This is a genomic window from Gimesia sp. (assembly GCF_048260065.1).
Lineage (GTDB): Bacteria > Planctomycetota > Planctomycetia > Planctomycetales > Planctomycetaceae > Gimesia.
In genome coordinates this window covers 68,033-90,804 of the sequence record NZ_JBLXHC010000005.1, presented here as the reverse complement: position 1 = coordinate 90,804, position 22,772 = coordinate 68,033, and the positions used below count along the sequence as shown (strand labels likewise).

The window sequence follows — 22,772 nt, the reverse complement described above, 5'->3', positions numbered from 1 at the left end:
ACTTCCGCTAACTCTTCACAAACCGGACACAATGAATGGGAGGCAGGCTGGTGGAGATCGTCTGCCAGTGGTCGCCTCCGTCTTCGGTGATCCAGAAGTTGCCAGTGGTCGAACCGACGGCCAGACAGTCGCCGGTTTCATCAATGTCCAATGCATGTCGATAGACAATGTCGTAGCTGTGCTCGCCCGGTAATCCGTTCGAGAGGACTTCGGAAGTAACGCCGCCATCGGTCGTGCGGGCGATTACAAATTTCCCGTCGACGGGGATGCGGCACTCGTCTTTCACGCCGGGTGCAAACCAGGCCGTTTCCGGTCGCTGCGGATGGACGGCAACCGCAAAGCCGAACACGGAAGGCTGAATCCCGGTCACTTCCTGCCAGGACTCCGCGCCGTCGGTCGTTTTAAACACGCCGTTATGATGCTGAATCCAGAAATGGTCCGGCTGCGTAGGGGACTGCACCATGCGATGTGCATCCTGAATATTGGGATCATGCGCGAGGTCTGGAGGCATATATTCCGCCCGCAACCCGTCTGCCTTGCAGGTCCAGCTGGCACCGTCATCTTCGGTAATCCACACTCCACCACAGGAAATCGCGATCGCAACATTCTGACTGTTCTGAGGATGCACGCAGATGGAATGAATGCCCGGATCATCCTTGCCGCCGCCAAACCATTTCATCCGTTCGGGCAGATCCCATAACGAATCCACCAGCTGCCAGCTGGAGCCGCGATCATCCGAACGAAACAGTCCGCCGGGAATCGTTCCACACCAGAGACGATAGGGCTGATCGACGCCCCCCGGTTCGAGTGACCAGATTTCGCTCAGACTCGCCGGCTTGGGTTCGGCATTTTCTGTAAAAGGATCACCCGCTTTTTTGGCCCCTTCCGGGTAAACGGGCACCGCACATTCTTCCCAGTTCTCACCCGCATCCGTACTACGGTGTAGTTTGACGCCGAAATGACCGTGATTCAATGCCACATAGGTAGTGTTATCCCGCGTGTCATGCAGAAGCATCGAAACATTTTCCCCCGGAAAATCGTGGCGTTTGATTTTCCAGCCAGCGGGATTGCGTTCGAGTTGAAACAGACCTTTACGGGTACCAATCTGAACCTGAGAACTCATCGCGAATGCCTTTAGAAATGGTGATGACAGAAATTGAACGAAGGGAAAAACAGTTAACCGCCTGAAAGTGCCTGCATCACATAAATCTCACTGTCGGGTGAGATGGAATCACTTAAATTGACCCGGTCCACAATCGTCTGACCATCCACAAAGATTACCATATGCTGACGCAGGCGACTCTGATCATCGAGAATGTAACCGCGGAGCCGCTGCTGAGTTTCAAATACGGCGTCCAATGCTTCCCGTACCGTTGTGCCGGCAACAGTTTCTTCCGGACAACTGAGATGACGTTCCAGATTGGCAGTAAATACAACGCGGGCCATAACCGTGATATCCTACACTGTACAAATTTCAGAGGCAATCAAAATCAATTTTGCGATCGAAAACAGTCGATCGGGGTTTTTGAAATTACGGCCTGAAAATACTCGAAACCATCGACATTCGCCTAGTCTCACCGGTAAAATGGCATGTTCTACATTGAATTATTCTCCAGAAGATGATTCACAATCCTCACTCTCATAAAAGTTGACTCACATGAACAACTTCCTCACCAAGACTATCCGTAGAAGCCCTGCTCTTCTGTTTGTGACTGCCTGCCTGGTCTGTCTGCCGCTTACAAAGGCACACAGTGCCGACAAACCGGCCGAGGATATCCTGGCTGGTCACTCTTATCATGGGGAAGTTTTTAACGAAGGTCCCCGCCGCCAGGCCTACCTGATGGGGGGGACTGGTAATGTGCACTTTGATGTCACGGTGAAGAATCCTGCCGCCCAGAAATTTCTCGACCAGGCTCTGGGACAGCTGCACGGTTTCTGGTATCTGGAAGCCGAACGATCCTTCAGGCACGCCGCGAACCTGGACCCCGACTGTGCGATGGCCTTCTGGGGTGCGGCAATGTGCAATCTGAAAAATGAAAAACGGGCCAAAGGCTTCATCGAAGAGGCTAACAAACGGCTCGACAAAGCCAGCCCCCGCGAGAAGCAGTACATCAAAGCGCTGGCAGCCTATATCAACGCCGATAAGAAAAAATCGAAAGAACGGGATGAAGCTTACACCAAAGCGCTGGAAGATCTGATTATCGAATATCCGGATGACCTGGAAGCCAAAGCCTTTCTGGCGGTCCACCTGTATAACACACGCTCTGCCAGCACAAGCTATATCGCTGCCGAAGCACTGCTGCAGGACATCTTCGCGAAGAACCCGATGCACCCGGCCCACCATTACCGCATTCATCTGTGGGATCACCGCAAACCGGAACAGGCACTGACGTCCGCGGCAAGCTGCGGTCAGACTTCGCCCGGCATCGCCCACATGTGGCATATGCCCGGCCATATTTATTCGCGATTGAACCGCTATGAAGATGCCGTCTGGCAGCAGGAAGCCTCGGCCCGCGTCGATCACGCACACATGATGCGCGACGCTGTCATGCCTGACCAGATCCACAATTATGCACACAACAACGAATGGCTGATCCGCAACCTGATCTTCATCGGCCGCGTCCACGATGCCCTCGCACTCGCCAAAAACATGACCGAGCTGCCTCAGCATCCCAAGTACAATAACTTCAAAAAACGGGGTAGCGCGAAATACGGTCGGATGCGACTGCTGCAGGTGCTGCGGACGTACGAACTGTGGGACGAACTGATCGCCTTGAGTCAGACCCCCTATTTAGAACCGACCGACGAGGAAGAAGAACAGATTAATCGCCTGCGGTATCTGGGGCTCGCCTGTTACCAGACAAAAAACATCAAGCAGGGTGATGCCCAGCTGGCCCAGTTGAAAAAACGACTGGATGATGTCACTACAGAACGTAAACAGTCAGTTGAAAAAGCGGTAACCAAAGCAAAATCCAGCCTGACCGCAGAACCACTGGTCGCACTGAGACCTGACGAAAGTCGTGCCTCGATCATTGATAATGCAAAAAACACAGCAGCGAAACCGTACATCTCACGTGTCCGCAAACTGGAACAGAACATCAAAGCATTAGAAGCCCACCAGGCGATCGCGCAGGGTGATCTGAAAGCGGGTTATGAACTGCTGAAGAAAGCGGGGGGCGCGGATGAAGTTTATCTGCTCGCCCTGCAATGGAAATCAGGCGACCGGAAAAAAGCAGAGAAAGCGTTACGCAAGCTGATCGGCTCTCATAAAAATGAAGTTCACCCTCAGGCGACACTCGTGGAACTGCTCTGGGAAGCTGGTGACAAAGACGCAGCGAAAAAAGAATTCGAAAAGCTGCAGAAGATCTCCGCCTCCATCGACCTCGACATGCCCCTCTTCACCAGACTGGCGCCGATCGCTGCGGAACTGAAATTCAAACCGGACTGGCGGATTGAAAAGACAGTCGCCACCGATGTAGGTGACCGTCCCGATCTGAATTCACTGGGTCCTTTCCGCTGGAAACCCTCCCCGGCTCCCACCTGGGAACTGAAAGACGCCACCGGCAAAGTGCGCCGCTCCGACGAATTTCGCGGCAAGCCACACGTGCTGATTTTCTACCTGGGTTTCAGCTGTCTGCATTGTGCCGAGCAACTGCAGGCGTTCGCTCCCATGGTTCAGGAATTCGAGCAGGCCGGCTTCCCTTTGATGGCCATCAGCACGGACAATCAGGAAGGTTTGAAAACATCGATCAAAAATTACGACAAAGGGGACCTGCCCATCCCGCTGTTTTCCAATGACAAACTGGACGTGTTCAAGTCATTCCACGTCTACGACGATTTTGAAAAACAGCCTCTGCATGGAACCTTCATCATCGATGGTAAAGGCAACGTGGTCTGGCAGGACATCAGCTACGAACCGTTCATGGATCCCAAATTCGTCCTGCAGGAAGCACAACGCTTACTGCCAAATACAGGTAACAAAGAAGTCGTCGGTGCAGTTTCGGAGAATTAAATAGAGTGCCCCTCGAATCGTCACGTATGTCATTCGGGGCTACTCACTTTTTGTTTTCGTATGTTTTCGAGAATTTCGTGGTAGAAAAAACGGTTGGTCCCGAATGCAATTCGCTTAATAGATTTGAGACCTCTCTGTTCCAGTCTTGAGTTGGACTGCCATCTACGCTCGAAGTATTTTCATTTTACATCGTTACGAGATCACCAAGTGATGCCGGAAAGACCGTATGCCTGACGTAACAGCAACGCTCCAGCAGATACTCACTGACCATGGCGTAGAAACAACGCGCAACCCCGACGGGTGGCTCACTTCGGACGGCTCCTATCCCGCGTGTCGCGCGACAACGGATGACCCGCAGTTCGTCAATGGCGGTTATAAGCTGCGAATGGACGTGGAGCTTGCCTTGTCGCACGATCGTGTGATTGTGGAATCGTTTTCCGATTTCGGCGAAGACCCGAGCACTGCGTTCCGTTCGTCTCTGCAAAACTTCTGTACCGGCACGTTGCATGTACTTCTCAGCGCATTCTGGGGTATCGTTGATGACTCGCAGGTAATCGTGGAACAGCACAAATTCGACGGCAAGCTGTGGACTCTGCACCTGGGCAACATAGTCCGCAAAGCCGCTAACGGCGTGGATGTCCCGCCCCCCAATGACCTGATGCCGATTTTCGATCAGGTCATTCCTGGCCTGCAGCCTGATCGATGTGTTCACTGGGGCCGCCTGTTCTATGCAAACATGCCCAACACGAATCACATCGTCGAAGTGCTGCTTGACAACCAGCCTTCTGCAGTAGCCCGGGAACAACTCGCTGCTGCTTCATGGGCAGTCACAGACTACTTCTACAGCCAGCGCATGTTCTGGGTACTGACCCCCAATGAATCGACATAACCAGAAAATGTAACCGAGTGACCGGTCGGACGTTTCCTGGAAGACTTTGTTGTGAATGGAACGCGTGAGCTGTAACCTCCTGCTCGCTGCGCTCGGCCCGAATTACATTCGGGCTTATCTATGAAGAGCATCTTGTCAAGTGGTTTTATTCTTCGCGCATGGGTACCTTTCTGAGACTGAATCAAGCGGTACGCTCAATCATCTATTCGGGATCGATCGCTGTTTCAGATCGTCGCCATTAAACTGGTATACGAAGAACGCCCCATTCACCCTGGCGAAGGTCGAAGAAATTTCCTCGCCTTCATAAGCCCGATCGGGGTCGTTCACACGTTTCCGATTGATGTTGTCTCTGTTTTCATGTAGTTCAATCTGAATTATTTAACAGCCTGCTTCAGGCAGGCTGGTGTGTTACTGAGAACGGTTCGCCTGATTTCATGATTGCCACCATCATTCCCAGCAGACGTCGGGCGATTGCCACGATTGCTTTTTTAGCTTTCAAACGTTTTTTCAATCTCTCATAGATCGTTTTCCAACGTGGGACCCGGCGAACCAGTTGCCAAGCTGCTTCCACAAGAGCCCAGCGCAAATGCCGGGAACCAGACTTCTCGATGTGCAGTTCTTTACTCTTCCCGGCACTTTCCCGTTGTCCTGGTGCCAGGCCAGCATAGGCCACGACCTGCTTCTGTGAGTCGAAACGATCGATGTCCGCAATCTCCGACAACACGACTTCGGTGGTCACAAAGCCAACTCCCGGGATACTCTGGAGCAGTTCCCGCTGGTGTTGCTCACGAATGGGAGCTGCACTGGCAAAAACTTTCAGGGCCTGATTGGCTGCCTGTAACTGCTGGCGAAAGAAATTCCATTCCGCAATCAGCTGGTCCATGGAGAAGCGGTCTGCCGCTGAAAGGGAGTATGTGCTGACAAACTCCTGACCGGCCTTGCTGAACAGATCCTGCCGATCTGCATTGTAATTACTCATGATACGACGGATTCGGTTTTTGACCGAGGTGATCCAGCGTTGAATGGTGTTGCGCTGGCGAACCAGGCTGCGATGATCACGCTGCCTGGGCGTTGCCCGGTAAGAAGTGGGAATGATGTCCAGTGCCAGAAACTCGGCCAGAATCTGAGCGTCAAGACGGTCACTTTTCCGTGTGGATTCAGCAATGATCCGTAGCTTGCCGGGGTGAGCCAGAACGACTTTCTCAGCCAGGGATTCAATGAGTTTTACGAACCATTCGTGGCTGGCTGTCGCTTCGACAACAGCACGAAAGAGCCCCAGCTCTGTGAAAAATGCAATGATGGCAGACTCGTTCGCACACATCAGACGTTTCCGTATCTGAACATTAAGATGTTTATCTACGACGCAAACTGTGATACTCTGTTTGTGAAGGTCGATGCCGGCGTAAAACATGAGTGGCTCCTTTCTTTTGTGGAAACAAGGTTCAATAAACTATGTTTACCACGCGTTAAAGAATACCACCACCGGCTCGACCTTCTTTCATAGTTTCACCCGCTTTTGCTTTCGTGTCCTTTCGTGTTTTTCGTGGTAGAAAAAACAAATTTGAGGATTACATTCGGGGGCTACCTTTTCTTTTTATTTCACCTGTTTGAGGTTCGTTGCGGTTTTGCAGTTCGGGGCATAACCGGAGCTAACGCTCTGCGGCTAATGGGGTTCGTTTTACTGTGGATTTTACACTGTCTCAGTTTAGTGGTGCGGGATGTTTATCTGCTTGGGGGTGGGGGAGATCGGGTAGAATCTGTTAGTAGATAGCTTGGGCACAGTCGGACAAGCCGACTGTGGCACCCGGGAATTAGATAGTTCTACCACGAAAAATATGAAATGACATGAAAGGAAAGTGAATGGTGCAGAGTTGGTGAACCGGTAGTATTATAGTTCTACACAAAATTTCCTGGGTTGTTCTGATTTGCAATATTCATCATACGAGTGAACTGTCATGAACCGGTTTGAAGTAGAAATTTCAGAGAAGATCAATTTACTTAGAGAACAGGTTGCTGCTTTCAATCCTGCGGACGCGAGAGAGAGGCAACTGCTGGCTGCTGAGGAATGGCTCGTACAACATCCCCGGGAGACAATCGAATCCATTCATAAGCTGCAGCTTACCAAGTATGACTGTCACATTGTTGGCCTCATTGAGAGGATTGGTTCTCCTCTAGCTGATATCTGTGCCCGTCAATTAATTGAACTTCTACTGGATATGAACTGGCCCGTTTATCAGTCAGCACTGTCAGCGCTCTTTAGTCTTGATGAGCAAGCTGTTCTGAACGCTGCGGAAGATCTGGTTAATGATGAGTGTTTTAAAGATTTGGACGTGTTTTGTTATCACGTGCTGCAGATTAGACCTCCCTGGATGCAGAAAGTAAAACCCTGTCTGACTGAGGCGATGCATAAAGTTTTAGAGTACGCCAACAATTCAGCATTGTCTGAATTAAATCAGGAATTAGATCCGTCATGAACGATCTCCTGGATATCCAGTCTGTTTCATCAGCAACATTGACTCCTTGCCACTGGAATTAAACTACCACGAAAAATATGAAATGATACGAAAGGGGGGGCGTGATGTCGGGGGTTTGGGAAATCGGGTTTGTTTTTTTGTGCGAGGGTTATCTTAGGGAGTGGCGTATGGGAAGCAAGGGATTTTTTCGAACCTTGTGGCGATACAGGGTGATACCGGGGCGAGCAATTGCGATGTCGAGACGGTGCCGGGCTGAATCTTGTCGATGGTGTGGCGACCCGCAGGGTGACATCACGAACGGGTGTGGTTTCAGGCAGTGCAAATCTGGAAAAAACAGGCCTGAATGCAGTGAAGAGCTGGAACAACTGGCTCGTGTTTCAGTGCACTGTAAACTGGTCACGCGCGCGACTCACTTAGACGCTTATTCTGGTGGGCAGCGAGGGGGAGTCAAGTCGAATCTTTTCAGTGTTTCATCGGAGCAGGGGGCTGCTGTTCAGGCAATAAAGAAAGCTCCCGATCATCATAAAGATCATCGGGAGCTTACCAGGAGCAGCAGGAACAAAGCTCACTTAGTTATTCAACACCTACATAGAGAGCAGGAGTTTTCATGAATACGCTCATATTCGTTTTGTTGCTGAACAGGTACAGACGACCTTTGTACCAGGATGCGAAGTCCAGAGTCCCTTCCTGGTCATCCTGTTTGTCAACCAGCAGCACGATATCACTTCCGCCAGCAGCCGGTGCGTATTTGGCAGGCTCGCGGTCAAACTTCAATTTGTTTTCCAGTGAGGCAAACTGATAGTTCATCGATTTGTAGGAAGAACTGAATTCGGGTCGAGCGTCGACCAGCAGTCGACTGTCTCGCAGTGCGACCGGGCAGAAGCCTTTCAGACCTTTGATATTTCCCCGGCTGGCAATCAGAGCCAGTTTCTGATCAATCGAACTGTCGTGCTCACTTGCGGCGACCTGTTTCTTTGGTGCAGGAGCCGGCGTGTCCAGTTTCTGTTCTGGTTGTGGTTTGAAAGGATTGTCTTCGACTGGTTTTTCAGGTGTATTCTCGACAATCTTTGCTTCAGGCTGAGCAGCCGGCTTTTCGGTCTCCGCAACTTTAGCAGCAGGCATTTCTGCTTTCTCTGCCGTTTTGGCGACGGGGACTTCAAACGGGTTCTCTTCCTTAGCCACTTTTTCCTCGGTGGGTTGAGGCTGTGGCTGTGGTTCGAACGGATTGAATTCTTTCGCCGGTTTTTCCTGAGCAACCTGAGGAGCTTTTTCCTGGGCTGGTGTTGCAGGTTCAGCCGGTTTTTCAGCAGACTTCTTCAGACCTTCTTCTTCGAGGACAAGTCCACTGAAAGGAGTGCTGCCGGCAGCTTTCTCTGCGACCTTCGGTTTTTTCATACCGTCGGCTTCTTCTTCCGACATTTCAGGAAAAAGGTTATTGAAATCGTCTTCCGGATTGATGACCACTTTGGCAGCTCCGGCTTCAGGCGATTGTTCTACGATCACCGGCATTTCTTCGGCTGCTTTTTTCGCCAGTTTCTCTGCAGCGATCCGCTGTTCTTCCAGGCGTTCTTCCGCTTCTTCCCGCAGTTCTTCGAGATCGTCTTCGTCCAGTTCTTCTCCTTCAGGAGACATGGTTTTGACGACGGACTCGGGAGCGGCCGCGGGTTGTTCCGGACCTGTTACGATCGACTGGTTCTCTGGAGCAGGAGCAGGAGGCAACTCAGGTGTGGCGGGTTGCTGTACTGTTTCTGTTTCCGAAGCATCGACGGGGGCCTTCTTCGCAATCTGATTTGCTTTAGGCAGCTTTTTCGGAGATTTCTTCGTTTTGGCTGGCAGGAACATTTCGTACCATTTTTTCTTGTCTTCCGAATCCTGCGCCACGTTTTGCTGTGGTGCCACGATTACATTGCGTGGTGCCGCATTCTGAGGTGCTGCCGTCTGAGGAGCCGCATTCTGTGGAGCAGGTGCGGTTTGTGCTGTGGCAGCTGGTGTCTGCTGCTGAGGAGCAGGAGACTTGCTGACCGTACCCCGTCCGCTGCCGGCATTGCCTGCTGTTTTGGGGAGAGCATCCATCGACATCGGAGGCATCTGACGGCCATCGCGGCGGTACAATGCTTCCAGCTGACGCTGAATTTCACTCTGTCCCGGTTTGGCTTCGGGCAGTGGAACAGCAGTTTTATATTGAGGTGCAGCGGTTTGAGCACCGCTGTTTACAATGATCTGACGTTTCTGTTCCGGTTCGCTGCTCTTTTTCTGAAAGAGTGCTTTGGGGTTCAGCGTGAAACCAGTCTGCTGAATTACTGCAGGCTGCTGTTCTGCCTGAGCAAAACGAACACGAGGCAGTGTGGTATTGCGACGTGCTGAATTCATTTCACGTTGAATGGCATTCTGTAATGTACTTTGCGGGTTCCGCACTGCCTTGGTACTTGAACGTGGTTTTGAATTAATCTCAACGGAAGTGTCCTCCGCAGAAAGGAAATTCAAATTCGTAAGCACTAAGCCAGAAATTGCGCTAAATAAGATAACGCGAGCGGAGAAGCGAGTTCCTGCTATCATCTCCTGAAATCTCCTGGTTCCTGAGTCTTGAATACTGATGAAAGATTTTTTCGACAGCACTCAAAAAAAGTTTCCGAGTGAATGATTTCTCGAATCAATGAGAGTTCATTAATCGGTATATTGCTTTCAACTGGTTGGTTCCGCATAATCGACACAATCATGCAGACTAGCCCTGCTGGGAATTCTATCGTCGTTAATCTGCTCCGGTTTTGATGCCTATGTCGATTGTAGAACTAGATTCTGGCGGGATCTTTGTGACGACCCGAATGACCGTTTTTATCGACAATCTCATCGCAGGGTCGCTATCGGCTGTAATTTTGCTATCTTTACATTTATCATCAGACTGTTTTCTGGGCGGTCAGTTCAACAATTCACCTTATTGTGTGAGCGGTTTCTGGATTCGAAACGGCGGATTTAAAAGGAGTTACAGCGATGCAGGAAGAAAAGGCATCAGCAGAGACATCCGGAGAAAAAGTGACAAAAAGCAGTTCCCCCGCACCGCCGGCAAGACGTTGGATGACACGTAGTCTGGTCGTGCTGTTGATGATTTCCGTGCTGTTTAATCTGGGTTTTTATGCCTGGTATCAGGAATACTTCACCATCGCCGGCGGCCCGACCGAGCAGTTTGAGACCGGCGATCAGTTTGCTTCCGATAAGATCGCGATCATCTCGATTACGGGTACGATCATGCCCCCGTTTACCGAGCGGATTCTGGAATCGATCAAAGCAGCAGCGGAAGACGATCGTGTGAAAGGAATTCTGCTGGAGATTGACAGTCCCGGGGGGCTGGTTGCGGACAGTCATCAGATTTACCATCGCCTGGTCGAGTTACGTAAGAAGAAACCGATTGTGGTTTCGATGAAACGGATGGCCGCTTCCGGCGGTTATTATGTCGCCATGGGGGCCGGTGAAAAAGGTGTGATCTTTGCAGAGCCGACCACCTGGACCGGTTCGCTGGGGGTGATCATTCCCCGCTTTGATTTAAGTGAACTGGCGGAGAAGGTAGGTGTGGTGTCTGACCCGTTGAAGACAGGAGAGTTTAAAGATGCCTTGAATCCGTTTCGCGAGATGACCAAACGGGAACGGGATATCTGGGACCATATTCTGGATGAATCGTACCAGCGGTTTTTAAATATCATCACCGAAAACCGTAAAGATCTTGATTATGAACAGGTAAAGAAACTGGCCACCGGTCAGATTTATCCGGCGACGGATGCCAAGGAGAACGGGTTGATTGATGAGATCGGCTACCAGGAAGATGCGCTGGCCCGATTACAGGAAATTGCAAATCTCAAGAATGTACGTGTGATAAGATATCGACATCCTGTTACACTGGCAGATATCCTGCTGGGATCAGCGGAAGCCAGTCAGGCGGAGAATCGCAAGCAGGCGTTATTGGATTCCACGGTTCCCCGCGCCATGTATTTTGCATCCTGGCTGGGAGAAATGCCTGGTTTACAGTAAGCAATATCTGAATCTATTAAGATCTATCAGAAATTCAAAAATATATGTTTGCACAACAAGAACCTGTTTCAGCTCCCCCGGACCCGTTCCTGAATGACCCGACACTGTATGAGGGTCCTTCGCCGCTCTGGTCATTTCTGGAGAGCGGGTTTGCATTCCTGTATCTGCTGTTCTGGATCTGGATGCTCGTTGATTGTCTCAGGAAAGATCCGGACCGGTTTCTGTGGTTCTGGGTGATCCTGGTCTTTCAGCCTTTTGGTGCAGCGATCTATTTCTTCCTCCGCTGGCTGCCGACGAACCAGTTTCAACTGCCGGAATTTGCCCGACCTCTTCTGCGCCAACGTCGTTTAAACGAACTGGAAACCGCGGCAATGCAGATTGGTAATGCCTACCAGTTTGTGCGCTGGGGGGATGCTTTGAAAGATGCCGGCGTCTTTCACAAAAGTCTGGCAGCTTACCAGCAGGCGTTAGCCAAAGAACCCGACAACCTGCAGGCGTTGTGGGGAGCGGCGCAAATGAAAATGAAGTTCAAGGACTTTCAGGAAGCGCAGTCGCTCTGCCAGAAAGTCCTCGCCATTGATTCAGAATATAAGTTTGGCGATGTTTCACTGATGTACTGCAAAACAATCTGCGAACTGGATACACCAGAGAAGGCACGGGAGCAGTTGGCAATTCATACTAAACGCTGGCGTCAACCGGAGGCGTTGTACATGCTGGCGAGTCTGGAGGCAGACGCAGGAGACTATCAGACCGCCCGAAAAACACTGCAGTCGATGCTGCTGGATATCAATGGCAGTCCCCGGGGAATCGCCCGCAAATTTGTACGCTGGAAAAGTAAAGCGAAAAGGATGCTGAAAAAACTTCCGAATGCATAACGCGAAACGGATACTGCTGCTTCACTGCTGACTGGCTTTACGAAAATTCTCTGCATGGAACTGCATGATTTTCAAACCGTCTTTTTCATAGATCTGGACTGCACTGTGAGGGACGCCGGGAACGATCAGTTTTTCGAAAGGAATCTTCAGTGACTTCAAAAAATCCATATACTCAAGATTGTTCTGATAGTTAAATCCTTTCGTACCGACATGAATCAGGATCGGGAGTTCCGGTTCCGGATGACCGGCGTACTTCCGCGCCAGATCGTAGGTGTTGTCTCCCTTGGCAAAGACCAGCCCGGGTCTTTCCTGACCGTTCTCTTCCGAGATTCGTTTTTCCGTCGAATGCCCGGCACCACCGGGGGCCGCTGAGCAGAAGAGCTGCGGATATTTGAACATGATCCGGGTTGTGCCTCGACCTCCCTGGGAAAAGCCTTCGATGCCCCGGCCTTTCCGATCTGCTATGGTGCGATAAGTGGCGTCGATGTGCGGAATCAGTTCTTTCACAAAGACATCTTCCCCCATCGCATTTTTTCGGTCGGCCATATTGTAATGACTGACTGGTCCGCCGTTAACAAAGACATAGATCATCGGTGCCACTTCACCTTTAGAAATATGCTCATGCATCTGCTGCGCCAGTCGCACACTTTTGGTTTCACTGCCGGGTCGACCGCCGTGCAGATAATAGACTACCGGAAAACGCTTCTGTTCGTTTCCTGCGGCGGTGTACTGGGGAGGCAGATAGATACAGTAGCCGACATCCACGTTCATGGAAGGACTGTGAAACGTCGCATGTTGTACTCCCGGGATTTTCAGCTTGAGTTCATTCACCCACTGGAACGGCGGCTGTTTTTTCTTCGGCTTCTGATTTTGTGCCGACCCGGTGCTGCAAACCACGAGCAGCAAAATGGCGATCGTGACTGGTAAGACTGATTTCAGTTGAGAGCGCAGACGTTGCATGATCAAATCTCGTTTTTAGAAAGACGCATTATTTTTCGTAACTGATGGCCATACAGAAGGGGGCCGCGGCGGTTTCGGTTTTGCGTCCGTTATAATCGATGCTGACTACTTTCTTATCCGGGTGGGGATTTTTCCAGGTCGTCATATAGAGTCGTACCCGGCACTTATATCGGCCGGCGGCTTTGTTGTCGTTTTCCCAGACGACCTTGCTATCAGAAGGTTCCTTTTCATCTTTGCGGAACCACCAGTCGCGTACATCTTTGCCGTAAACGATGGGGATTTCTGCTTTACTCTTGTCGTCATAGTGGATCACATATTCTCCCACCCGGGTACCATCCTCTACATGAGTCCTGGTGCCGAGAACATTGGGACCGCCTCCAAAGGCGGTACCTTGAATGATATGCAGTGCTTTCAGTTTATGATTGACTTCAATTTTTGTAACTTTGTCAGGACATTCGTCTTTGTAGAGACTCCCCAGTTGAATAATGCCTTTGCCAAGTTCAAACTCGACATCGCCAAAATTATATGTGCCGGGCGGCAGGCTCGGATTGTCGTACTCGGCTAATTTCTTCTGCATGGTCTGTGTATATTTTCCGGAAAGATCGACCGGAGTGAATTCCTTCTTCTCTGTCTTTTCCTCCTCGGCAAAAGCAACAGAAAACGAAAGCAGACAGCAGATCAGGGGGAGCAGAAGTCGACAATTCATATTCAGGTCTCCAATCAGGATTTCTACGACGGTTTTCATTTCTCAGAAGACGGCCGCAGATGATAGCAACGAGTTTCGGATTGGTTTTCCACAGAAAGATCCTCTCATGGCGATGGGATCTACTTAAGAGTCGATTCTATCCAAATGTGCACAGTATGTCTAAGAAGAAGAGATTAATTCGTCTTCATAACTGATACCTGGCACACATCAAATAATGGAGATCGCTGTAAACAGCACGCTGTTCGTAACTTCCCGATTTAAATGATCCCATGCAGCGGGCCACCGGGGGCGCCCAGTTGATCGACGCGTCGGGTGATCTCGGGGTCTTCAATCAGAGGCGGGGCGTGCCAGGGTTTAATCCGGGCATCGATCACCAAAGCACCACGACAGCCCCAGTGCTTGTTTTCAGTAAAGGCATCAATGCCGTCTATATCACTGGCGGGATTGGAGCGTGTGAAGACCGTCCATAAAAAGTTGTTGAGGCTGGCTGCCGTAAATTCACTGTCATCGACGAGGACGATCAGCGGGAACTGATTCAGAGCATGACTGGCTGGGAGTTCTGCAGCGAACCGCCGCAGGTCCTGATTCTGCTCCTGATAGGCAGGGGCTTTGATCGCAACGATTCCCGGTCGACAGAGGCGAGGGTGGGAGAAACCGTCGGGCAAAGCACAGTCCGCCGGAATATCTGTTGGCAGTTTTCGTTTCACCGGACCTGCTGCCGCCATGACGACTTTGGAGCCTGAATTGAATCCGGTTCCCGAGTAATCCAGCGTATCGATGGTAGTGCAGGTTTGAAAATGCAGATCACGTTTCCAGTCGATCCGTTCGAGCAGATGAGACAGGAATTCTTCCAGCTCTTCGGCATCCAGATCGGGGCGATCTTCCCGGGCCACGATCATCAGATATTTGGCGAGGCTCAATTGTCCCTGTCCAAGAATCGCATTGGCATTCGTCAGAATTTCCTGAGGCTTGCGTTCCTGGTCATACGGGGTATAGCGTTCGCTTCCTATCGCCAGGAGCAGGGGATGGACGCCGGCTGCATCGACGGCATGTACCTGATGCACGCCTGGGATGACGGACGGAATTGCAGGGCCGGTAATTTCATGGATGATGGCACCAAAGGCGGTGTCTTCCTGGGGAGGTCTGCCGACTACAGTGAAGGGCCAGATGGCATCATTGCGATGATAGACTGCTTCCACATTCATCACCGGAAAGGGGTGTGCCAGGCTGTAATAACCCAGGTGATCGCCGAACGGTCCTTCCGGCAACAGTTTTTCAGGATCGATCCAGCCGGTGATACAAAAGTCGGCATCCGCATAAATCGGCAACCCGTTTTTGTTCTTCACCATGCGGATGGCGCGTTTGCTCAGTGCGCCGGCAAAGGTCAGTTCGGAGAGTCCTTCCGGCAAAGGCATGACCGCTGAGAGCGTCATGGCAGGGCTGCCTCCGACAAAAATATTGACTTTGAGGGGCTCCCCTTTTTCAATCGCTTCTGCATGATGCACGCCGATACTGCGGTGAATCTGGTAGTGCATGCCGATCTGCTGGTCGGGTTGATATTCGTTGCCACTCAACTGGATGCGGTACATGCCCAGGTTGGAATTCATCAGTCCGCCCCGTTTGGGGGATTCCGTATAAACCTGAGGCAGGGTGATAAAGGGACCGCCGTCGTCGGGCCAGCTTTTGAGCTGAGGCAGATCGCTGATGCGAATCTGATTTTCCATCACGGGTCCGGTACGACGAGAGCGGGGCAGCATATGCAGCAGGGAGAACGGGACGTCCCGATATCGCAGAGGATGTTTCCAGAACCGGGTCGGGTCGACTTTCAGTTCCACCAGATGATTGACGGCCTGTAAGGCATCTCGAAAGATGTACCGTGTGCGTTCCAGCGTTCCAAACAGATTGCTCACCATGGGAAATCGGCAGTCTTTGACATTGGCAAAGAAGAGGGCGGGGCCGCCCGCCTGGTAAACGCGACGCTGAATTTCAGCCGCTTCGAGATTCGCATCGATTTCCTGCTCGATTCGAATAAGCTGACCTGTTCGTTCCAGTTCGTTGACACATGCACGCAGTCCACGGTATCCCATCGGGGCACGGTTCCATTATTTAAAAATTCATAGTTGATGAGCTGAGTTTTGCTGGCTGAAGCGTAACGTTTACTGAGGGATTATAGCACTTCAGGCCTGATCTGGTACCACTCTGGAGACTGGTTTCTATTTTCATTCCCGCTTTCATGATCTATGATACGCCGCGTTGTGCCTGCTCGGGATGTGATTTTTTCGGAAGTGCTATTAGAAAACAATTTCATGGATGAATGGATCAATGGCCTGATTTTGATCATGATAGCGATCGGCCATTTAGAGCTCTGGGTGACTTTCATAAACCGGACGCATGCGCTGCCGATACATGAACCAACGCTCAAAAGAACACGACACATTACCTATGTCATGCTGCTGGGTTTCCCACTCGTTCTGTTCGTTACGGTGGGGCTGTACTCTCCTGGAGTGCTGGTTGGCGGAGAGTGGAGTCAACTCTCATTCTGGTGGAAGCCGGTTTTCCTGCTGTGTGGCCTAGGGTTTCTGGGATTTCTCTTATCTGTATTCAGGCATCTGTTCTACCGTGTTCCCCGTCGTCAGACCGAGAGCCGTTATGAGTTAATCGACGTCCGCGAACGGCTGGGGCACGAGTTGATTGGAGACGGGCCTTATCACTATCTCGCCGGTCTGCCTTATAACGAAATCTTCCGTGTTGAGTATTCTCACAAGACCTTTGTCATGGATCGGTTACCTTCTGCATGGGAAGGGCTGACGATCCTGCATTTGAGTGACCTGCATTTCTCGGGAACGCTGACGCGGGATTATTTTAGCGAACTGTGCCGAATCGCTCAGGAATCCAAACCGGATCTGATTATTTTCTCAGGCGACCTCATCGATGAAATGCATTGCCTGGAGTGGCTGGACGAAACTCTGGGTCAACTGGAGGCGCCGCTGGGGCGTTACTTTATCCTGGGTAACCATGACTGGAACCAGTTGAGCGAGCCGATTAGATCGTCGCTGAGTGGTCTGGGGTGGATTGACGTTTCTTCACAGATCGTTCAACTGGAACACGCCGGTCATTCTCTGCTGATTGCCGGAACCGAAGTTCCGTGGATGGGGGAGCATCCTGTGTTGCCAGCTCAAGCGGGAGAGCAATCCGCTGATTTTCTGCTGCTTGTCAGCCACACGCCGGATAATTTTTACTGGGCCTGTGCGCAGGAATATGACCTGGTGCTGTCCGGTCATACGCATGGGGGGCAGGTGAGATTGCCTCTGGTCGGGCCGGTGTTTGCTCCCAGTGTGCATGGAACCCGCTATACCAGTGGTACGTTCTATCGTAAATCGACGTTGATGCACGTCAGTCGGGGCGTCTCAGGAATTCATCCTCTGCGCTGGCTGTGTCGACCGGAATTCAGCCTGTTGACCCTGCGGACGGGAAACTAATTTCATCAACGTTGCACAGGCTGTTGTGCAGACGCCTGTCTGACGGACCCGTTTTCGGAAATATGGAATTCGGCCCAGATCGGCAGATGGTCTGAAACGGTGAGTGCTTCTTTTTCTGACAGTTTGAACCGGGTTCGGAAATCATAAACCCCTGACTTGCCTGTAAATTCCTGAGAACGACGACGGCTGAAGAGAATGTTGTCGTATTGTTTTGATTTTCTGGTATTGGTGGGGGTTTTTGAAACGGTCCACATGATATCGTTGAGTTGCCCGAGTTCACCCAGGTGTTGATCGTCCACATTCAGATCACCCAGTAGAATCACGTCATCTTCCTGACTCCCGTCATTGGCGACGACACGATACACATCGTCCAGAACATTCAGTTCCTGATCGGTTTCATCGGGATCGGTATGGATATTGATCAGAGAAAACGTAAAAGGATTGCTGCTGGAAGGGCTGAGGGTCTGAAAATGAGCGACATAAGGGGGGCGATGTAATTTGTCATATTTATCGATGACCGTATAAGTCCACTTTTCGTTGACGGTAATGCGGGCCGTGTTATAGAAGTAGGCATACTGTTCCTTGCTGGCCGTGCGCCCCTGTCGGGGGCCAACCAGACAACCGTACTGCTGTTCTCCCGCATTGAGAATTTTCAGAAAGTCATCCAGAAACGACTGGTCTAACGCGCGAATTTCCTGGACTGCGACGACATCAAACTGCTGAATGATGCGGGCTAGAATCTGAGGGACTTCCGGTTTCTGCATCTTGCTTTGCCCGAACACCTGAATGTTAAAGGTGGCGATGCGAATGGTTTCCTCGGAGCGGGGCAGATCAATCTCCGTCGCATCCCAGTCAGAGGGAGTCGACGGGGAGACGGTCGAAGAAATAATATCCGTGACCCAGCGCGTAACCTGCTTCGGTTTGACAATGTCGAAATGGAACATGCCTCCGCCCAGCAAGCCGATGAGCAGCAAAGCCAGTCCGCGCAATTTCCATGATTTGACGAGAGATGTTTTCTTTTTAGACTTTTCGGCCATAGTACCATCCGTGGTAATGCGTATGACGGGAGTATCGAGAGAATCAGGGAGGGGAGAAGTCAGGCAGGAATTGAGAGTTGAGAGGCCCGCAATCTAACAGAAATAAGAATCAGCGCGTAGAGCAATTTTCCGTCGGCTTTAAAGTAAGAATTACAACGACTTGTGGTCCGTTCACTGATGCGGTAGTCTTGCTTTTAGTCCGAGATTCTGTTTTACGGTCTTACCGTATCTCACAGGATAACAATACCTTACATAATGGAGTTGCACGCCTTGTCGCGTCGTTTGACCATCACAGTTCCTTCTCTCAGCCTGGGCGGTGCCGAAGGGGTTGCAGCGATGATGGCCAATCATTGGGCATGGCGGGGGGAGGAAGTGACTCTGATTACCCTGGATTCTGCTGAGACCGATAGCTTTTCGCTGGAAGAAAACGTACAGCGGATTGCCTTGGATCTTATGCAGGATTCTAAAAACCTGTTCCAGGCGATTTCCAGTAACAGGTTGAGAATCAATTTCCTGCAGTCAGCGATTGCCCGCTCTCAGCCAGACGTTGTGATCAGTCTGACGGATCGAATGAATGTGTTGACGCTGCTGGCGGCAGGTCGAATGCGCTGTCCGGTAATCATCTCGGAACGTTCAGACCCGCGGCATCATCCGATTGGCAGGCTCTGGTCATTTCTGCGAAAACGGACCTATCCGCGTGCAAGTGCCCTGGTTGTTCAGACACAGGGGGTGGCTGATTTCTGCAGGCAGTGGTTGAAGTCAACTCATATCGAAGTGATCCCGAATGCAGTACCGGCACCCCGTTCTCCAGATGTACCTGCTGTTTCCCCAGAAACGCTTGTCGCCCGAAGTCCCTCCAAATTGATTCTGGGACTGGGGCGTCTTTCTCACGAGAAAGGTTTTGACCGTCTGCTGGATGCATTTGCTTCCATCGCTGGTGACTTTCCGGACTGGCGGTTACGAATTCTGGGAGAGGGCCCCCTGCGCGATTCGCTTCAGGAGCAGATCAATCACCTGGGATTACAGGACCAGGTTACGTTACCGGGCTGGACATCAGAGCCTGAGCTGCAACTGGATCAGGGAGCACTGTTTGTGTTACCTTCCCGCTATGAAGGTTTTCCCAATGCACTTCTGCAGGCAATGTCCCGCGGTTTAGCTTGTATCAGTTATGACTGTGAAAGTGGACCTGCTGAAATCATTCGACCGGAGTTGGATGGTCTGCTGGTTCCTGCGGACAGTGTGACAGAACTCGGTCAGGCATTGAAACGCCTGATGGGGGATGAAGCACTGCGGAGTCGACTGGCGAACGAAGCTTTGCAGGTAACAGAACGTTTTTCTGTCGAGAAGTACTTTCTGCATTGGGAGCAGCTGATCAATCAGGTTATTTCCGAAAGTAAGCCATCATGCAACAGTACGTAATACTCCACCACGATCATCCCAAAGTACACTGGGATCTGATGCTGGAAGAGGAGGGAGTTCTCAAAACCTGGAGGCTGCCGATAGCCCCCGAGATCGATCCTGCATCCGATGAAACATCACTGGATCTGACAGCCGAGTCACTGCCCGATCATCGTCTCGTCTATCTGGAATACGAAGGACCTGTCAGCGGAGAGCGGGGCACCGTGAAACGCTGGGACAGGGGATCGTTCACACTTCTGGAAAAAAAAGAGGGTCTGTATGTTGCGCTGCTGACGGGCGAAGAACTTGCCGGGCGCGTTACGTTGAAGCAGACCACTGAGGAATCTGTCTGGGATCTGAATTACACTCCTTTTTTCTGATGACGCTCAGCCGTCACTCAGAAATTCACTGGCTGTCTGATTCAGACTTACCAGCAATCCGAAAGAGGCCGGTTTCTACGGCTAACGCAGTCAGTTCGGGGAGTTCCGGTTTCCGACGATCCAGGTAAATGATTAACGTATCGTTTCCGTTGGATTCCCCCCATTCGATATACCAGCCTTCTTTACGCGCCTCCTGAATCAGTTCGGTCATGGCTTCGTCAATCGGGATGGGGAGCAAACCGGCGCGGGCCTGTTCAAGCTCGAGTACCAGGCGATTTTCTTTCATCAACCAGGGTTTGAATTTGAGGCTGATGATGCCCGACCATTTGGGGAGCGTCAGGTGAAATCCCAGCTCAACCTGATTCTTTTCGAACCGGATGCGCGGGTCGGTCACACCATCGGGGACCCATTTATCGTATTTCTGGTGCAGTTCCTCAGCCAGCCAGGCATTCACCTGCTGCTCGCTGAATTCCTGTGACCAGAGCGGCTCGTGATTGCGAACATCGTTCACAACCTGCATGGAACGCTGGACAAACTCTTTGGCTTCTTCCTGGCGTACTTCCGGTTCAACCTGTTCCTGTAGCGCCTCCTGATAAAAATCAGGGACCTGAGCAGAGGACCAATACAGCCCCCCCGTGATCCCTCCCAGGAGCAACAGCACTAAAAAAAAGAACAGCAGGAAACGTTTCATGCTGGAATGCTAGATCGCGTCGGGGGAAGCGTCAAGACCGGTACCAGTGGCGAAAGAAGCTCAGAAAACGTGAAAATGCACTAAGTTGTATCTCTAAATATACTTGTCGGATGGGTGGTGGTCTTTTATGATCAGTCGTCTGAATTAAATCTCCCGTGAGACGCCTGGCTGCCCCAGGTGTTTTTCGCGACTTTCCCAAAACCCGATCGCTTTCCCTGCGAATGATAAGAGTCTATTTATGAGTACCGTTCGAACGCGTTTTGCTCCCAGTCCCACCGGCTATATGCACATTGGAGGCATGCGGACCGCACTCTTCAACTGGCTCTGGGCAAGGCACAACGGGGGGCAGTTTATTCTCCGGATTGATGATACCGATCAGGAACGCAATCTGTCCGAGGCACTGGGCCCCATTCTGCAGGCATTTATGTGGCTGGGACTCGACTGGGATGAAGGCCCCGAAGTGGGGGGCGAGCATGGCCCCTATTTTCAATCCGAACGAAATGACCTGTATCGGGCTGCCGTAGATCAATTGCTGGCAGACGGGAAAGCCTACCGGGATTATGATACCCCCGAGCAGATTCAGGCCGATCGCGAAGCCGCCAGCCAGGAAAAGAAAAACTATCTGAATATTCGTCGTTCGCTGGAACTGACGGAGAGTGAACTGGAACAGTATGCAGCGGAAGGACGTCCGTCGGTGGTGCGTCTGCTGGTTCCCCGCGATCAGAAAATCCAGATCGATGATGCCGTACGTGGCCACGTGGAATTTGATGCCGGCCTGATGCCAGATCCGGTGATTCTGCGCGGGAACGGAACGCCGCTGTATAATCTGGCAACCGTGATCGACGATGCACAGATGCAGATTTCGCACGTCATTCGTGCGGAAGAACATCTTTCTAACACGCCGGTCCAGGTACTGATTTATCAGGCGCTGGGATATGACTTGCCGCAGTTCGCCCACATCCCGTTTGTGGCGGCACCGGGTGGGAAAGAAAAACTGAGTAAGCGAAAGCTCGATAAATACCGCAAGAGCCCACAGTTCAAGAAAATGTTCGATAAGGCGGAAGCCGTTTTTCCACGGATTGGACTGGAGAACGCGGGCGGCCTGGATCCGGTGATGGTCGAATATTATGAAAAGATCGGTTATCTGCCGGAAGCGATTTTGAATGCCCTGGCCCGCCTGGGCTGGTCACTGGATGATAAGACCGAAACGATGTCGTTAGACACGATTGTCGAGAACTTTTCCCTCGATCGCATTGTCAAAGCTGCTGCAGGCCTGGATCCCGATAAATTACTCAATTTTCAGTCATACTGGATGAACCAGTTGTCGCTGGAAGAAAAAATTGAACATTGCAGTCCGTTTCTGGAGAAAGCGGGGCTGGTACAGGATGCCAGTCAGCCTGAAACCAGGGAGCGGATCAGTCGCGTGATAGTTGGTATGGAAGATCGATTGAAAGTCTCCAGTGATATCCTGGAGTTCGACGAGTTTTTTGTAGCCGACGATCAACTCGAATATGATGACAAAGCCTTTAAAAAGCGGATTCAGAAATCTGATGACGCAGTCGCTCTGTTAGAAAAGTTAAAGGAGCAACTGGCTCAAGCGGAGGATTTCTCTGCCTCAGCCCTCGATCAGTTGCTGCACGAATTTGTAGAAGCAGAAGGAATTGGCATGGGGCAGATTATCCATGCTTTGAGAGTTGCTGTGAGCGGTAAAGGAACTGGAATCGGGATGTTTGACTGCCTGTCGATTCTGGGAAAAGAAGCTTGTATCAGGCGGATTGACCGGGCAATTGGTCTCACACAGAATGTTTGAGATAAGCTGAAAATTAAAAACAGGTGTGGCTTGTCACTGAA

General features: G+C 51.3%; 18 protein-coding genes. 9 read left to right on the top strand and 9 right to left on the bottom strand.

The window, feature by feature from the left end:
- Positions 1-7: 7 nt before the first annotated feature.
- Positions 8-1,123 carry a WD40/YVTN/BNR-like repeat-containing protein gene (locus tag ACN0YN_RS11045; RefSeq protein WP_417385071.1) on the bottom strand — a complete coding sequence of 372 codons (1,116 nt, stop codon included), beginning with the start codon at positions 1,121-1,123 and terminating at the stop codon, positions 8-10.
- A gap of 53 nt (positions 1,124-1,176) precedes the next feature.
- Positions 1,177-1,446, bottom strand: coding sequence for a MoaD/ThiS family protein (locus tag ACN0YN_RS11040; protein ID WP_417385070.1), 270 nt, complete (start codon positions 1,444-1,446; stop codon positions 1,177-1,179).
- Positions 1,447-1,657: 211 nt separating this feature from the next.
- On the opposite strand from ACN0YN_RS11040, the gene ACN0YN_RS11035 reads away from it, so the two are divergent.
- Positions 1,658-4,012, top strand: coding sequence for a redoxin domain-containing protein (locus ACN0YN_RS11035; RefSeq protein WP_417385069.1), 2,355 nt, complete (start codon positions 1,658-1,660; stop codon positions 4,010-4,012).
- 226 nt (positions 4,013-4,238) lie between these two features.
- On the top strand, positions 4,239-4,901 hold the full coding sequence (locus ACN0YN_RS11030) for a DUF6348 family protein (RefSeq protein ID WP_417385068.1): 663 nt from the start codon (positions 4,239-4,241) through the stop codon (positions 4,899-4,901).
- A gap of 391 nt (positions 4,902-5,292) precedes the next feature.
- Here ACN0YN_RS11030 and ACN0YN_RS11025 read toward each other — a convergent pair whose 3' ends face one another.
- On the bottom strand, positions 5,293-6,312 hold the full coding sequence (locus tag ACN0YN_RS11025; protein WP_417385067.1) for an IS110 family transposase: 1,020 nt from the start codon (positions 6,310-6,312) through the stop codon (positions 5,293-5,295).
- A gap of 544 nt (positions 6,313-6,856) precedes the next feature.
- Here ACN0YN_RS11025 and ACN0YN_RS11020 point away from each other — a divergent pair.
- Entirely contained in the window at positions 6,857-7,375 is a 519-nt protein-coding gene (locus tag ACN0YN_RS11020; protein ID WP_417385066.1) for a hypothetical protein, read from the top strand.
- Positions 7,376-7,948: 573 nt separating this feature from the next.
- On the opposite strand, the gene ACN0YN_RS11015 is transcribed toward ACN0YN_RS11020, so the two are convergent.
- Positions 7,949-9,790 (bottom strand): hypothetical protein, encoded by a 1,842-nt coding sequence (locus tag ACN0YN_RS11015; protein WP_417385065.1) that lies wholly within the window; start codon positions 9,788-9,790, stop codon positions 7,949-7,951.
- 573 nt (positions 9,791-10,363) lie between these two features.
- Between ACN0YN_RS11015 and sppA the strand changes: the two genes are divergently transcribed.
- Together sppA and ACN0YN_RS11005 are read left to right on the top strand one after the other, a co-directional pair.
- Positions 10,364-11,395, top strand: a complete 1,032-nt coding sequence (sppA, locus tag ACN0YN_RS11010) for a signal peptide peptidase SppA (RefSeq protein WP_417385064.1) — start codon at positions 10,364-10,366, stop codon at positions 11,393-11,395.
- Positions 11,396-11,439: 44 nt separating this feature from the next.
- Positions 11,440-12,270, top strand: a complete 831-nt coding sequence (locus tag ACN0YN_RS11005; RefSeq protein WP_417385063.1) for a tetratricopeptide repeat protein — start codon at positions 11,440-11,442, stop codon at positions 12,268-12,270.
- Between the two features lie 21 nt (positions 12,271-12,291).
- Here the strand turns inward: ACN0YN_RS11005 and ACN0YN_RS11000 are convergent, their stop codons facing one another.
- From ACN0YN_RS11000 to ACN0YN_RS10990, 3 genes are all read right to left on the bottom strand, one after another.
- Complete coding sequence (locus tag ACN0YN_RS11000) at positions 12,292-13,230, bottom strand: alpha/beta hydrolase (protein WP_417385062.1); 939 nt, start codon at positions 13,228-13,230, stop codon at positions 12,292-12,294.
- A gap of 28 nt (positions 13,231-13,258) precedes the next feature.
- The gene (locus ACN0YN_RS10995; RefSeq protein WP_417385061.1) at positions 13,259-13,936 is read right to left on the bottom strand and encodes a hypothetical protein; all 678 of its coding nucleotides are present in this window, start codon (positions 13,934-13,936) and stop codon (positions 13,259-13,261) included.
- Positions 13,937-14,193: 257 nt separating this feature from the next.
- Positions 14,194-16,023: a UbiD family decarboxylase gene (locus tag ACN0YN_RS10990; RefSeq protein ID WP_417385060.1), complete on the bottom strand. Its 1,830-nt coding sequence runs from the start codon at positions 16,021-16,023 to the stop codon at positions 14,194-14,196.
- Positions 16,024-16,242: 219 nt separating this feature from the next.
- Here ACN0YN_RS10990 and ACN0YN_RS10985 point away from each other — a divergent pair, with 219 nt between their 5' ends.
- On the top strand, positions 16,243-17,415 hold the full coding sequence (locus ACN0YN_RS10985; protein ID WP_417385059.1) for a metallophosphoesterase: 1,173 nt from the start codon (positions 16,243-16,245) through the stop codon (positions 17,413-17,415).
- Between the two features lie 5 nt (positions 17,416-17,420).
- On the opposite strand, the gene ACN0YN_RS10980 is transcribed toward ACN0YN_RS10985, so the two are convergent.
- Entirely contained in the window at positions 17,421-18,452 is a 1,032-nt protein-coding gene (locus ACN0YN_RS10980; protein ID WP_417385058.1) for an exonuclease/endonuclease/phosphatase family protein, read from the bottom strand.
- Between the two features lie 270 nt (positions 18,453-18,722).
- Here ACN0YN_RS10980 and ACN0YN_RS10975 point away from each other — a divergent pair, with 270 nt between their 5' ends.
- Both ACN0YN_RS10975 and ACN0YN_RS10970 read left to right on the top strand, forming a co-directional pair.
- Entirely contained in the window at positions 18,723-19,871 is a 1,149-nt protein-coding gene (locus ACN0YN_RS10975) for a glycosyltransferase family 4 protein (RefSeq protein ID WP_417385057.1), read from the top strand.
- Complete coding sequence (locus ACN0YN_RS10970; RefSeq protein ID WP_417385056.1) at positions 19,856-20,230, top strand: DNA polymerase ligase N-terminal domain-containing protein; 375 nt, start codon at positions 19,856-19,858, stop codon at positions 20,228-20,230. The genes ACN0YN_RS10975 and ACN0YN_RS10970 overlap by 16 nt, the downstream gene beginning before the upstream one ends.
- Before the next feature lie 25 nt (positions 20,231-20,255).
- On the opposite strand, the gene ACN0YN_RS10965 is transcribed toward ACN0YN_RS10970, so the two are convergent.
- Complete coding sequence (locus tag ACN0YN_RS10965) at positions 20,256-20,921, bottom strand: hypothetical protein (protein ID WP_417385055.1); 666 nt, start codon at positions 20,919-20,921, stop codon at positions 20,256-20,258.
- A gap of 238 nt (positions 20,922-21,159) precedes the next feature.
- Between ACN0YN_RS10965 and gltX the strand changes: the two genes are divergently transcribed.
- Positions 21,160-22,731: a glutamate--tRNA ligase gene (gene gltX / locus ACN0YN_RS10960; protein WP_417385054.1), complete on the top strand. Its 1,572-nt coding sequence runs from the start codon at positions 21,160-21,162 to the stop codon at positions 22,729-22,731.
- The last annotated feature ends 41 nt before the right edge of the window (positions 22,732-22,772 follow it).